Annotated in this window: 13 protein-coding genes; 9 read left to right on the top strand and 4 right to left on the bottom strand. The window is 62.0% G+C overall.

Translation table 11 applies throughout. The annotated features are described in order from the left end of the window. Positions 1 to 34 precede the first annotated feature (34 nt). Positions 35 to 1,210 carry a cystathionine beta-lyase gene (metC, locus tag AC3ANW_RS09145; protein ID WP_488344864.1) on the bottom strand — a complete coding sequence of 392 codons (1,176 nt, stop codon included), beginning with the start codon at positions 1,208 to 1,210 and terminating at the stop codon, positions 35 to 37. A 151-nt stretch (positions 1,211 to 1,361) separates the two neighbouring features. Between metC and AC3ANW_RS09140 the strand changes: the two genes are divergently transcribed. From AC3ANW_RS09140 to AC3ANW_RS09130, 3 genes are all read left to right on the top strand, one after another. Further along, a complete protein-coding gene (locus AC3ANW_RS09140; protein WP_488344863.1) occupies positions 1,362 to 1,820 on the top strand; it encodes an Lrp/AsnC family transcriptional regulator in 459 nt (152 codons plus the stop codon). Between the two features lie 217 nt (positions 1,821 to 2,037). After that, the gene (locus tag AC3ANW_RS09135) at positions 2,038 to 4,263 is read left to right on the top strand and encodes an NADP-dependent isocitrate dehydrogenase (protein WP_488344862.1); all 2,226 of its coding nucleotides are present in this window, start codon (positions 2,038 to 2,040) and stop codon (positions 4,261 to 4,263) included. Positions 4,264 to 4,444: 181 nt separating this feature from the next. Further along, complete coding sequence (locus tag AC3ANW_RS09130; protein ID WP_488344861.1) at positions 4,445 to 5,416, top strand: hypothetical protein; 972 nt, start codon at positions 4,445 to 4,447, stop codon at positions 5,414 to 5,416. A gap of 16 nt (positions 5,417 to 5,432) precedes the next feature. On the opposite strand, the gene AC3ANW_RS09125 is transcribed toward AC3ANW_RS09130, so the two are convergent. The 3 genes from AC3ANW_RS09125 to arfB all read right to left on the bottom strand — a co-directional run bounded on the left by AC3ANW_RS09125 (position 5,433) and on the right by arfB (position 8,444). Then, complete coding sequence (locus tag AC3ANW_RS09125) at positions 5,433 to 5,696, bottom strand: hypothetical protein (RefSeq protein ID WP_488344860.1); 264 nt, start codon at positions 5,694 to 5,696, stop codon at positions 5,433 to 5,435. A 124-nt stretch (positions 5,697 to 5,820) separates the two neighbouring features. Beyond that, positions 5,821 to 7,059, bottom strand: coding sequence for an MFS transporter (locus tag AC3ANW_RS09120; RefSeq protein ID WP_488344859.1), 1,239 nt, complete (start codon positions 7,057 to 7,059; stop codon positions 5,821 to 5,823). A 977-nt stretch (positions 7,060 to 8,036) separates the two neighbouring features. Next, a complete protein-coding gene (gene arfB / locus AC3ANW_RS09115) occupies positions 8,037 to 8,444 on the bottom strand; it encodes an alternative ribosome rescue aminoacyl-tRNA hydrolase ArfB (RefSeq protein WP_488344858.1) in 408 nt (135 codons plus the stop codon). A gap of 71 nt (positions 8,445 to 8,515) precedes the next feature. On the opposite strand from arfB, the gene pncB reads away from it, so the two are divergent. The 6 genes from pncB to AC3ANW_RS09085 all read left to right on the top strand — a co-directional run bounded on the left by pncB (position 8,516) and on the right by AC3ANW_RS09085 (position 13,621). Next, complete coding sequence (gene pncB, locus AC3ANW_RS09110) at positions 8,516 to 9,724, top strand: nicotinate phosphoribosyltransferase (RefSeq protein WP_488344857.1); 1,209 nt, start codon at positions 8,516 to 8,518, stop codon at positions 9,722 to 9,724. A 46-nt stretch (positions 9,725 to 9,770) separates the two neighbouring features. After that, the gene (locus AC3ANW_RS09105; protein WP_488344856.1) at positions 9,771 to 11,285 is read left to right on the top strand and encodes a protein adenylyltransferase SelO; all 1,515 of its coding nucleotides are present in this window, start codon (positions 9,771 to 9,773) and stop codon (positions 11,283 to 11,285) included. Positions 11,286 to 11,301: 16 nt separating this feature from the next. Then, positions 11,302 to 11,739 carry a peptide-methionine (R)-S-oxide reductase MsrB gene (msrB, locus tag AC3ANW_RS09100; RefSeq protein ID WP_488344855.1) on the top strand — a complete coding sequence of 146 codons (438 nt, stop codon included), beginning with the start codon at positions 11,302 to 11,304 and terminating at the stop codon, positions 11,737 to 11,739. A 96-nt stretch (positions 11,740 to 11,835) separates the two neighbouring features. Beyond that, on the top strand, positions 11,836 to 12,390 hold the full coding sequence (locus tag AC3ANW_RS09095; RefSeq protein ID WP_488344854.1) for a septation protein A: 555 nt from the start codon (positions 11,836 to 11,838) through the stop codon (positions 12,388 to 12,390). Between the two features lie 4 nt (positions 12,391 to 12,394). Continuing rightward, entirely contained in the window at positions 12,395 to 12,691 is a 297-nt protein-coding gene (locus AC3ANW_RS09090) for a BolA family protein (protein WP_488344853.1), read from the top strand. 141 nt (positions 12,692 to 12,832) lie between these two features. Continuing rightward, positions 12,833 to 13,621, top strand: coding sequence for a peptidylprolyl isomerase (locus AC3ANW_RS09085; RefSeq protein WP_488344852.1), 789 nt, complete (start codon positions 12,833 to 12,835; stop codon positions 13,619 to 13,621). Positions 13,622 to 13,626: the final 5 nt, after the last annotated feature.

The raw sequence follows: 13,626 nt of genomic DNA, 5'->3' as shown, positions 1-13,626 counted from the left end.
TCGGTTTGCGTCGATTTTCGCCGCCTGCAGCAAATCAGGCATGGCGCTGGGCCCGATCCAGTGCGGCCAGCATGTCGCGGATGAGATCGTTGCAGGACTCCAGCCCCGCATGCACCCGCACCAGCGGGCCGGCCAGGTTCCACGGCCGCACCGTGCGCGTGGGTGCGTCCATCGGCAGCACCAGGCTTTCGTAGCCACCCCAGGACAGGCCGATGCCGAACAGTTCCAGGCTGTCGAAGAACACCGCCAGCGCATCTCGGCCGATCGGCTTGAGCGCCATCGAGAACAGTCCGCTGGCCCCCGTGAAGTCGCGCCGCCACAAGCCATGGCCGGGGTCGCCTCGCAATGCCGGATTCATCACCTGCTCGACCAGCGGATGGCGTAGCAGCGCCTCGCCCAGCAACACCGCGTTTTCCCAGTGACGATGCAGCCGCACCGACAACGTGCGCATGCCGCGCAGCGCCAGGTAAAGATCGTCCGGCCCAGCTGTCTGGCCGAAATCGTGGGCCGCAAGTTGCAGCAGCGGCCATGCCCGTTCGTTGGCGGTGGCGGCGCCAAGCAACGCATCGGAATGCCCGACCAGGTATTTGGTGGCGGCCTGGATGGAAATGTCCACGCCGTGTACGAAAGGCTTGAAGAACAGCGGGCTGGCCCAGGTGTTGTCCATCACCACGAACGCGTCCGCCTTGTGGGCTTCGCTCGCGATGGCGGGAATGTCCTGCACTTCGAAGGTCGCGGAGCCCGGCGATTCGACGAATACCACCCGGGTGTTAGGCCGCATCAGTGCGCGGATGCCGGCACCGATCAGGGGATCGAAGAATTCGGTCTCCACCCCGAATCGCTTCAGCACCGTCAGCGCGAAGCTCCGCGTGGGGCCGTAGACGCTGTCGGTCATCAGCACATGGTCGCCCGGCCGCACCAGCGCCAGCAGGCTGTGGGTGCAGGCCGCCAGGCCGGATGGGAACACGATGGACCTGAAGCCGCCCTCGAGATCTGCCAGCGTGGTTTCCAGCGCCCGGGTGGTGGGCGTGCCGAAGCGGCCATACGACGCATATGGGTTGCCGGGCAGCTTGCGGGATTCCCATTCGCCGAGCGAACAGGACAAGATGGTGGAGCCGCGGAACACCGGTGTGTTGACCATTCCGCCATGGCTGGCGGGGTCGCGCCCGGCGTGGACGAGCCGGGTTTCGCAATCGTAGGAAGTGAGCATGGAGGGCAATCGTTCGGCGGGTTTGATCAACTCCAGTCTAGAAAGGCCGCTTGCGCTTGTTTTGCTGGAATTTGGCTTGATTGATGGCATCCTCGCGATTTCATGCTCAAAATTTGTACCTTATGAAAACAATTTTCTAAACGCAGCAAACATGGACAAGATCGACAAGGCTATCCTTGAAATTCTTCAGGCCAACGCGACGGCTTCACTGCAGGAAGTCAGCGAACAGGTCAGCCTGTCGACCACACCCTGCTGGCGGCGCATCCAGCGGCTCGAAAAAGAAGGCTTCATACGCCAGCGGGTCGCCCTGCTCGACGCGGACAAACTCAACGTCGGAGTCACCGTTTTCGTGTCGGTGCGCACCAGCGAACACAACGACAAGTGGTTTCGCAAGTTCACCGCCGTCGTGGCTGCCATTCCGCAGATCGTCGAGTTCTATCGCATGAGCGGCGATGTCGATTACCTGCTGCGGGTGGTGGTTCCCGACATCAAGGGCTACGACGCGGTCTACAAAAGGCTGATCCGCGAAATCGCGCTGTCGGACGTGAGTTCGAGTTTTGCCATGGAGCAGATCAAGTACACCACCGCACTGCCTCTGGAGTACGCCTGACGGTGCCGCACAAATTTCCAGGTCTTTTATAAGACTCAGACTTCGGTCTGTGAGCTACGCACCCATTTTTTGCGACAATTCGCGCTGACGCGGAGTTGCCCCCGACACTTCGCCGGACGTTGGCCGACCGTTGCCTTGGCATCCCCTTGGGCACCTTTCGGTGTTTTTCTCATCCCTGCTGCACAGCGGATCGCACGACCCGCAAGATCACAAAGACATGTCCACTGCCAAGATCATCTACACCCTGACCGACGAAGCCCCCGCACTGGCGACCCACTCGCTGCTGCCCATCGTCCAGGCCTTTGCAAAGTCCGCAGGCATCGTGGTCGAGACCCGAGACATCTCGTTGGCCGGCCGCATCCTGGCAGCCTTCCCCGATTTCCTGGAAGACGGGCAAAAGATCGGCGACGCCCTGGGTGAACTCGGCAAGCTGGCCACCACGCCCGAAGCCAACATCATCAAGCTGCCCAACATCAGCGCATCGATGCCCCAGCTGAAGGCCGCCATCGCCGAGCTGCAGTCGCAAGGCAACAAGATTCCGGCCTACCCGGACGAAGTCAAGACCGATGCCGACAGGGACGTCAAGGCCCGCTACGACAAGATCAAGGGCAGCGCCGTCAACCCCGTGCTGCGCGAAGGCAATTCCGACCGCCGCGCGCCGCTGTCCGTCAAGAACTACGCCCGCAAGCACCCGCACAAGATGGGCGCCTGGTCGGCCGACAGCAAGTCGCATGTCGCCAGCATGAGCGAAGGCGACTTCTTCGGCAGCGAAAAGTCGGCTCTCATCGCCGACGCCGGCACGGTCAGGATCGAGCTGACCGCAGCCGACGGCAGCAAGACCGTGCTGAAGGAAAAGACCGCTGTCAAGGCCGGCGAAATCATCGACGCCGCCGTGCTGAGCAAGGCCAAGCTGCGCGCCTTTCTCGAAGAGCAGGTGGCGGATGCCAAGGCCAAGGGCGTGCTGTTCTCGATGCACCTGAAGGCCACCATGATGAAGGTCTCCGACCCCATCATCTTCGGCCACGGCGTCGCGGTCTTCTACAAGGACGTGCTGGCCAAATACGCCGACGTGCTGGCGCAAGTGGGCTTCGACACCAACAACGGCATCGGCGACCTGTACGCCAAGATCAAGTCGCTGCCCGCCGAGCAGCAGGCCGCCATCGAAGCCGACATCCAGGCCGCATACAAGACGCTGCCGGCGGTCGCCATGGTCAATTCGGACAAGGGAATCACCACCCTGCACGTGCCCAGCGACGTGATCGTCGACGCATCCATGCCCGCCATGATCCGTGACAGCGGCAAGATGTGGAACCCGGCCGGCGACCTGCAGGACACCAAGGCCATCATCCCGGACCGCAGCTACGCCGGTGTCTACGCCACCGTCATAGAGGACTGCAAGAAGAACGGCGCCTTCGATCCGGTCACCATGGGCACCGTGCCCAACGTCGGCCTGATGGCGCAGGCCGCCGAGGAATACGGCTCGCACGACAAGACCTTCGAGATCGCCAAGGCCGGCACCGTCACCGTGACCGATAGCGCCGGCACGGTGCTGCTGACGCAGGCCGTCGAGGCCGGCGACATCTGGCGCATGTGCCAGACCAAGGACGCACCGATCCAGGACTGGGTCAAGCTGGCCGTCGACCGCGCGCGTGCTTCCAGCACCCCGGCCGTCTTCTGGCTGGACGCCAAGCGCGCCCACGACGCCCAGATCATCGCCAAGGTGCAGAAATACCTGAAGGACCATGACACCGCCGGCCTGGACATCCAGATCCTGGCACCCGAAGCCGCCACGCAACTGTCGATCGACCGCATCCGCGCCGGCAAGGACACCATCTCGGTGACCGGCAACGTGCTGCGCGACTACCTGACCGACCTGTTTCCCATCATGGAACTCGGCACCAGCGCCAAGATGCTGTCCATCGTGCCGCTGATGGCAGGCGGCGGCCTGTTCGAGACCGGCGCGGGCGGCTCGGCACCCAAGCACGTCCAGCAGTTCGTCGAGGAAGGTTTCCTGCGCTGGGATTCGCTGGGTGAGTTCATGGCCCTGGCCGCATCGCTGGAACACCTGGGCCGCGCCTATGACAACCCCAAGGCGGTGCTGCTGGCCAAGACCCTGGACGAAGCCACCGGCAAGTTCCTGGACACCGACAAGTCGCCCGCCCGCAAGGTCGGCGGCCTGGACAACCGCGGCAGCCATTTCTATCTGGGCCTGTACTGGGCGCAGGCGCTGGCCGCCCAGTCGGAAGACAAGGAACTGCAGGCCCAGTTCGCAGGTCCGGCCAAGACCCTGGCCGACAACGAGGCGAAGATCGTCGAAGAGCTGAAAGCGGCCCAGGGCAAGCCGGTGGACATCGGTGGCTACTACAGCCCCAACCTGGAAAAAGCCACCGCGGCCATGCGCCCGAGCGCCACGCTGAACGCGGCGCTGGAATCGATCCAGTAAGTTTTTTTCAGATCGGCGACCAGCCGGCGGCCTCTCGGGGCCGCCGGCTTTTTTTTGCCCGCGGCACGAATTCGGCCGGGCATGCAAAGCATCGGATCACCCGCGAACACGACGGCACGCGACTACTGAAATAGAAGGGTTTATCCACGCCCGTCCCGCAGGCATCACCCAGGGAACTCCCATGCTTCAGCCCATTGGCTCCCACCAGCCGACCCGTATCGTCCATCGGCCCGACGGTCCGGAGCAGGCACCGCCGACCGGTCGCCCCGTCCGCCGCGACAGCGCACCCGCCTCGCTTGCCTCACCGAACAGCGATGTCCGGACAACTGCCCTGGACGAAGACTTCCTGACCACTCCGGCACTGCTGAAGCAGCTCACCGAGGTTTCTACCGCCTATCTTCAGCTGCGGAACGCCGACAAACGCATGCTGTTCGATGCACTCGACAGCATCACGGAAGCCGCCTTGCGCGGAGCGCTTGCCGAGCCGCAGACCGCGCATTTCATCGACATCTGCCGGGCGATTGACGCATTGGAGGTGCAGGCCAGGCACCTCGTCGAACGTTATTCCACGGCGTTCTTCCGCCTGCAGGCCCGACAGGAAAACGGTGAGCCCTGCCCCGGCGGCATCGACTGGCTGGCCGGGGACCGCAAGGACCTCACCGAGCCCGGCGCCTGGTCGGACGTGGAACGGCTGATCCACATCGAGGAGACCGCCAAGGCGGCGCAGGTGGCGGTCTATGGCGGCGAAGTCGAAGGCATTTTTCGCCTGCCCCTGGCCGGCAACGAAAAGGTGATCGTCGCCCGCGCCACGCAGCGTTTTCTGAATGCGACGACCCTGGTCCTGAATTCACCTCTGGGAGATGCCGCCCTCGCCAACCTGCTGGCACTGCAGAAACTGGTCGGATGCGCCGACTGGCCGGCACCTGCCGTTCCGCCCGGCACGGTGTGGTCCGCGGCGTCGGTGAGGAACCTGCTGGGTGACCGGCTGCAGGACATCGTCGGCCACATCCACAACCCGACCGGTAGCCTGGGCGAGCTTTCGCAGCCAGCCATGGCGGCATTGCGGCAAACCTGCCGCGACGTGTTGAAGATCGTCAATGCGCAGGGCGCATTCATGGTGCCGCCCGGCTGGATGACCCTGGGCCGGCGCTGAACGGCGCCGCGCAGGGTCAGGGGCGGCCGGCAAAACGGGCGACATATGGTCGGTGCAGCAGCAACGCCGAAAATGCCGCTCCGGCGCAGGCTAGCGACAAGCCGCCGAATCCGTAGCCTTGAAGCAGCCATCCGCCTGCCAGCGATCCGACGCCCACCGCCAGGTAGCTGCCGCAGCTCACGACCGCCATGGCCAGTCCCCGTGCGCCGCCGGAAGCCTGCGTCACCAGCGTTGCCGTGGCAGTCTGGACAAAACCCTGCGAGACGCCCCAAAGCAGCATCGCCAACGCCAGCATCGGCCTGGACACTAAAGCTACGGCCCGAGCGCCGCGCTGAAATCAATCCAGTAAGCTTTTCTGTGGATCGGCGACGAGTCGGCGGCCCTCCGCCGGCCACCGACTTTTTTCATGTCGCTGGGAAACGGGAGACGTAACAGCGGAGCAGCAGCAAAGCCATCGACACCGCTGCCGCTCCCGCCAAGGCCAAGGCGGCAAACCCGCTGCCTTCAAGCAGCCACCCTCCGCCGAGGGAACCCAAGCCCACCGCCAGGTAACTACCACAACTCATGAAGGCCATGGCCAATCCGCGTGCGCCGCCGGATGCCTGACTGACCAAGGTCGCTGTGCCGGTCTGGACAAAACCCTGGGACACGCCCCACAGAAGCATGCATAGCCCAAGCGCACCCGGATGGCCGACAGCCAGTGCCAACGAGGCCAGTTGGATCACCAATGCCGAAAGGCATAGGGTCAGCACACGCTCCTTCCCCCACTGGTCAAGCAGGCGCGCATTCAAAGTGCTGAACATCAGGCCCACGCCGTAGCAGAGCACAAGTACACCAAAACCCGCGCTACCTATGCGCAGTCGTTCACGCACCACCACCCCCAGGAAGGTATAGATGCCGTAGAAACTCATCACATCGAAGAAATTGATCGCCAATAGGAAGGGAATCCCATTTCGGAGAATCGGACTGGAATATTCAACTTCAACGGAACAAATGCCCTTTTCCGAATACGGAACGGTCGGTGGCAAACGATTTACGAGCAAAGCGGCGGCAGCTCCTAACATCGAGACGGCTAAAAAAGTGGATCGCCAGCCCCATATTTGCGCGAGCCAGCCTCCCAGCGGAATGCCGATGATCAGCGCCAGTGACCAACCGGCCATAACTCGTCCCATTACCTTGGCTCGGTCACCATAAGGCGTGGTATCGCCGACATAGGCATAACAAGCCGGGAGAAATGCACCGGCTGCGGCACCGCAGAGCGCCCTAGCCAACGGCAACATCCAGAATTCAGTCGCAATTGCGCATAATACCCCGGCAAGTATAAAAACAACCAACCCAACAGTCATGGTACTCTTGCGCGAGATTTTTGATCCGGCCAGTGCGATGACCAGCGCCACGACTGCCAATGTCAAACCATATAGCGAAACCGCCCATGCCGCATTGGCAGCAGTCAACGCGAATGTAATTGCGATATCCCCAAGAAGAGGCGAAATGACTAACGCCTCCACGCCCACGGCCACAACGCCAATGGTGAGTCCCAAAACGGGAAGGCGGCTCCCGATGAATCGGCTTGGAACGAGCTGAATGGGTAAACATTTTTTTCCATTAAGCAATTCCCCGAGCAAAAATATCTCTTTTTCCAAAACAAATCCAGGGTATTGATATGCCTCCCCTGAGCACTTGTAAAACGGCCAAGTCAAAATGTGCGGCACACAAGGAATTCGTAATGCACCCAGAAGAATTCGAAGACGTTAAGTGCATACGACATGCCTCTGAATTTGAAGAGACTACCGTGGAAATTTTCCAAGAAAAATCAAGTTCGGCAAGCAGCGGGGTGACGGCCGAATGATGGAAAATGCTTCAGAGCGTCAGCAGCATCTTCGAAAGATTAAATGGAAATATTTCGCGGGTCCTGCCCCACCGACGGGCCGCATCCATACTGCATGTAAGGCCAATAGGGTCATCACATAGGGGTCCAAGTCTATTGATCAGAAAATCGGCCACCAGCATCTTATGGACTTTATCCACGAATAGATTTTGTTGCGGCAGCTCAGTAGATTCTTCCTGCGAAAATTCATATCCATACCATTCCTTGTGGTGATCGGCATCAAGGCAAAATCCGAAAGACTGTAGATTAGTTCAATTTTGGCCCTACAGGATGAAATACTATTGAAATACCCATACGAATGAGCGAATGCAGCATCTGCAGATCATTTGAAAAATCAACGAGATATTTGATACGCGTCGGTACGAACTTGAGCAAGATCATGAAAATGTAGCGCTCACGTCGCAGCAAGTGGCATGCAAGGAAAAATATTAGCCGCAGCGTTTCACCGCATTAGTCGAAGGTTTCGATGCACGTGCCTGGCAGGCAACGCGGCGCTCACGCATATGCCAGGTCACTGAGGTCGCCACTTTCAGCAGAGGCGCTCGTGAAGATCCGAAAACACCTTTATCTTCAAGGCGCGAGTTCGCCATGATTTCCGCACCAACCTCGCACGCTTGAAAACTGGGAACAAGACCGAGCCAAACCCTAAACGCACGCCACCACGCTGATTCAACCGGTGCGGAAGTGTCCTCAGACCATGCAGCATGCGAACCTGCTGGCTTGAGGCCCCCACTAATCCCGCACCGGCCCTCGCAAGCTCTTGATCATCGACCGCAGGCTCTTGCCTTCCAGCCGCCGCATCTTCGAGCCAAAGCTCGGTTTGGTCGCCTTTCGCACGTTGGGCGCGAAAGCCACGCTGTCCACCACCGCCTGCAGCCGCGCCATGGCGTCGGCATGGTTCATTTCCTGCGTCCGGTGCTGCTGCGCCTTCAGCACCAGCACACCGGCTTCGGTGATGCGTTTGTCACGCAGCGCCAGCAGGCGTTCCTTCACGTCGTCAGGCAGCGAACTGGCCGGGATGTCGTAACGCAGGTGCACCGCACTCGACACCTTGTTGACGTTCTGGCCGCCCGCACCCTGGGCCCGGATCGCGGTCCATTCGACGTCGTTCTCATCGACCAGAGGGGGTTTGGCAGGCATGGGGCAGGACTGTAGCCGCACAACGCATAGACTCGCCGGGCACCTCAGCGCGCCAGAGACCTGACAGCGACATGACACCCATCATCACCAGCCTGCTCGACACCGACCTGTACAAGTTCACCATGTGGCAGGCCATCCTGCACCGCCACCCGCAGAACGAGGCTGAATACACCTTCACCTGCCGCAACCAGACGACCGCCTATCCGCTGGCCGACCTGGTGGGCGAAGTCAACGAGCAGCTGGACCACCTGTGCAGCCTGCGTTTCACAGCAGCCGAACAGGCGTATCTGCGTGGGCTGCGTTTCATGCGCAACGATTTCATCGACTATCTGCGCATCTTCAGTTTCCAGCGTGAATTCATCCACGCCTATGCCGACGGACCGCATCTGCGGATCGAGGTGAAGGGCCCGCAGGTCCACGTGATGGGTTTCGAGATCTTCGTGCTGTCCATCGTCAACGAGCTGTATTTCCGCCGGTTCGACCAGGAAACCGCACTGGCCGAAGGCCGCAAGCGCCTGGCCGGCAAGATCGAATGGCTGAAGGAATTCGCGACCGAGCCGGAGCGCCGCCACCCCTTCGAGTTCTTCGACTTCGGCGTGCGCCGGCGTTTCTCGCGCCAGTGGCAGACCGAGGTGGTGCAGATCCTGAAGGACCAGGCGGCGCCCTACTTCCGCGGCACCTCCAACGTGCTGCTGGCCAAGGAACTCGACATCGTGCCGATCGGCACCATGGCCCACGAATACCTGCAGACCTATCAGGCGCTGGGCGTGCGGCTGCGCGACTTCCAGCGCGCCGCCCTGGAAGACTGGGTACAGGAATACCGCGGCGACCTGGGTATCGCGCTGACCGACGTGATCGGCATGGATGCCTTTCTGACCGACTTCGACCTGTATTTCGCCAAGCTGTTCGACGGTCTGCGCCACGACTCGGGCGATCCGATCGTATGGGGCGAAAAAGCGCTGGCCCACTACGCCAGGCTGCGGCTGGACACCCACACCAAACGGCTGGTTTTCTCCGACGGCCTGAACCTGCCTTCGGCGCTGGAGCTCTACCGCCACTTCGGCGACCGGGTGAACCTGGGTTTCGGCATCGGCACCAACCTGACGAACGACATGGGCTACAAGACGCTGAACATCGTCATGAAGCTCACCTCCTGCAACGGCCAGACCGTCGCCAAGCTGTCCGACTCGCCAGGCAAGACCCTGTGCGACGACCACACCTTCCTCGCCTATCTGGCCCAGGTCTTCAAGGTCCAGATGCCGGCCGGCTCCACGCCCTGAATCCCCGCGATACGACAGGGCTCGGCGGCTGCACGAAAATGCCCGCATGCATGCCGAGACCACCACGTTTCCCTCCTCCGCGCCCGCCGCGCCAGGCCCTGTAGACCTGAACCTGGAATGGGCTCCGGGCTTCGCGGCGCTCGGCAACACGTTCTCGACCACGCTCCCCGCCCAACCGCTGCCAGCGCCCTATCTCGTGGGTGCCAGCGCAGGGGCCGCAGCCTTGCTCGGTCTGCCGATGGCACGCCTGTCCGAACCGGCGGTGATCGAAGCCCTGGCCGGCAGCCGGCCGATCCAGGGATCGACACCGGTCGCCACTGTCTACAGCGGTCACCAGTTCGGTCAATGGGCCGGCCAGCTGGGCGACGGCCGGGCACTGCTGCTCGGCGAGGTCCGGGCCCCCGGCGGCCCGCTGGAGATGCAGTTCAAGGGCGCCGGCCGCACCCCGTATTCACGCGGCGGTGACGGGCGCGCGGTACTGCGTTCCAGCATCCGCGAATTCCTCTGCAGCGAGGCGATGGCAGCCCTGGACATACCGACCACCCGCGCCTTGTGTGTGGTCGGGTCCGATCAGCCGGTGCGCCGCGAAGAAATCGAGAGCGCCGCCGTCGTCACCCGCCTTTCACCGAGCTTCATCCGTTTCGGGCATTTCGAACATTTCTCTTCGCGCAACGACACCGATTCGTTGCGCGCCCTCGCCGACACGGTGATCGACCGTCACTATGCCCAGGCACGCACCGGCGAAGGATTCGCCGGCAACGCCTACGCGGCCCTGCTGGCCGAGGTCACGACCCGCACCGCCGACATGGTCGCGCTCTGGCAGTCGGTGGGCTTTTGCCACGGTGTGATGAACACCGACAACATGAGCATCCTGGGCCTGACCATCGACTACGGCCCGTTCCAGTTCCTCGACGGCTTCGACCCGCACCACATCTGCAACCACAGCGACACCCAGGGCCGATACGCCTACGACCAGCAGCCGCAGGTCGCCTACTGGAACCTGTTCTGCCTGGGCCAGGCGCTGATGCCGCTGATCGAAGACACCGATCTCGCCATGGCGGCACTCGAGCCTTACAAGGCCCGGTTTCCGCAGGCCTATCTCGGCCGCATGCGCGCCAAGCTGGGCCTGCCGGACAGCCAGGGAACCGACGCCGACCTGCTCGACGGGCTGCTGCGGCTGATGGCGCAGCACCAGGTCGACTGGACGATCTTCTGGCGCAGGCTCTCGAACTTCGTGGCGCAGGGCGCGCTGGAACCCTTGCGCGATCTCTTCCTCGACCGAGAAGGCTTCGATGCGTGGATGAGCCGCTACGAAGCACGCCTGCAGGGGGCCGACCGGGCCGCAGCGGGCACGGCCATGCTGGCCGTCAATCCCAAGTTCGTGCTGCGCAACCACCTGGGTGAACTCGCCATCCGCCAGGCCAGGCAGAAGGACTACAGCGGCGTCTCAACCTTGACGACGCTGCTGTCGGCCCCATGTGAGGAACATCCGGGTTTCGATGAATTCGCCGGCTTTCCGCCCGACTGGGCGTCGAGTATCGAAATCAGCTGCTCTTCTTGAACAACAGGAAAACACCATGAACGACACCACCGCGACCGCACCGAACGATCTTCCGAAGACCGACGCCGAATGGAAGGCCAGGCTAGCCGAGAAAGGCGCCGAACCGGTGGCTTTCGAGGTCACCCGCCACGCATCCACCGAACGCCCGTTCACCGGCAAATACAACGCCGTATGGGCCGACGGCAGCTACCACTGCATTTGCTGCGGTGCCAAGCTGTTCGATTCCAACACCAAATTCGACGCCGGCTGCGGCTGGCCCAGCTTCTCGCAGGCTATTCCGGGCGCCATCAAGGAAATCGTCGATCGCAGCCACGGCATGCTGCGCACCGAAACGGTATGCGCCAACTGCAACGCACACCTGGGCCACGTGTTCCCTGACGGTCCCGGACCGCAGGGCCTGCGTTACTGCATGAACTCCGCCTCGCTGGATTTCAGTCCGACCGGCGGCGAATAAGCCGCTCGATACCGGAAGGCGCGCGGGCACAATGGCGCCTTCCGAAACAGGCCTGTCCCCTCACAGAGCGCACAGACCTCACAGACCCATACCGGCATGAAGCTGCTCCTAGACTTTTTCCCCATCCTGCTGTTCTTCGTCGCTTTCAAGGTCGCAGGCATCTATGTCGCGACCGGCGTGGCCATCGTCGCGACGGTGCTGCAGATCGGCTGGTTCTATTTCAAGCGAGGCAAGATCGAACCGATGCAATGGGTCAGCCTGGTGGTGATCGTGTTCTTCGGCGGCGCCACACTCATCGCCCACAACGAAGAGTTCATCAAATGGAAACCCACCGTGCTCTATTGGGTTATGGGCGGCGCGCTGGCCATCGGCCAGCTGTTCTTCCGCAAGAACCTGCTCAAGTCGGTGATGGGCTCGCAGCTGCAGCTGCCCGACCACGCCTGGAAGGTCGCCAACTGGAGCTGGGCCGCTTTCTTCGCGGTGATGGGCGGGCTCAATTTGTGGGTCGCCTATCACTTCGACACCGACACCTGGGTCAACTTCAAGCTGTTCGGCGGCATGGGCCTGATGGTGGTTTTCGTCGTCGCGCAAGGCCTCTATCTGGGCCGCCACATGCTGCCGGAAGACCGCGCAGCCAACGACCCTCGTTAAAAGCATGCAGCCACAAGACATAACAGCCGACGCCATCAGCCGGCAACTGCAGAAAACGCTCGCACCCAGCCAGCTCGAAGTGATCGACGAAAGTGCCGCGCATGCGGGCCACGTCGGCGCCAACGGCAGCGGTTTCGGCACCCATTTCCGCGTGCGGATAGCCGCTGCGCAAATGGCCGGTAAACCGCGCGTGGCCCAACATCGGCTTGTGTATGATTCCTTGCGGCCATTTCTGGACGCCGGCCTGCATGCGCTGGCGATCGAAGTCCTTCCGGAACCTTCCAGGACGATTTCTGTCTGACATCATCCGCCCGCTTTGCGGCGCCGCAACGACTGCAATCAGCTGCGGCGGCAGCCGACAAGTTCAGATACCTGTCCCAGGTTCTGCGCCCTTAAGCTCATTCCTGCTACTACACCAACAAACGGATCTCCGAGGACCTCTATGCTGAATCAACGCACGACCCGCATCGCGGTCGCAGCTGCTCTTGTCGCAGCCTTCTCGCTGCCCGCACTGGCGCAGAACATCGCCGTCGTGAACGGCAAGCCGGTGCCGAAGGCCCGTGCAGAAGTGCTCACCGCCCAGATCGCCAAGTCGGGCCGCCCTATCACCCCGGAAATCGAAGGCCAGATCAAGGACGAAGTCATCGCCCGTGAAATCTTCCTGCAGGAGGCCCAGAAGCAAGGCCTGGAAGGCACGCCCGACTACAAGAACCAGATGGAACTGGCCCGCCAGACCATCCTGATCCGCGACCTTTTCGCCAAGTGGCAAGACGCCAACCCCATCAGCGACACCGAAGCCAAGGCCGAATACGACAAGTTCGCCGCTGCCAACGGTGCCAAGGAATACAAGGCCCACCACATCCTGGTCGACAAGGAAGCCGACGCGAAGGACATCATCGCCCGCCTGAAAAAGGGCGCCAAGTTCGACGACATCGCCAAGAAGCAGTCCAAGGACACCGGCTCGGGCGCCAACGGCGGCGAACTCGACTGGGCCAATCCGAACAGCTACGTGCCTGAATTCAGCGCCGCACTGGTCGCCCTGAAAAAGGGTCAGACCACCGAAACCCCGGTGAAGAGCCAGTTCGGCTACCACGTCATCCGCCTGGACGACACCCGCGATTCCAAGCTGCCGCCTTTCGACCAGGTCAAGCCGCAGATCGTGCAGCAGTTGCAACAGCAGAAGCTGGCCAAGTACCAGGAAGACCTGCGCGCCAAGGCCAAGGTCGAATAACACGC

This window comes from Xylophilus sp. PBN-3R (assembly GCF_057747805.1).
The sequence above is the reverse complement of the archived record's forward strand: the minus strand, read 5'-3'. Positions and strand labels throughout refer to the sequence as shown.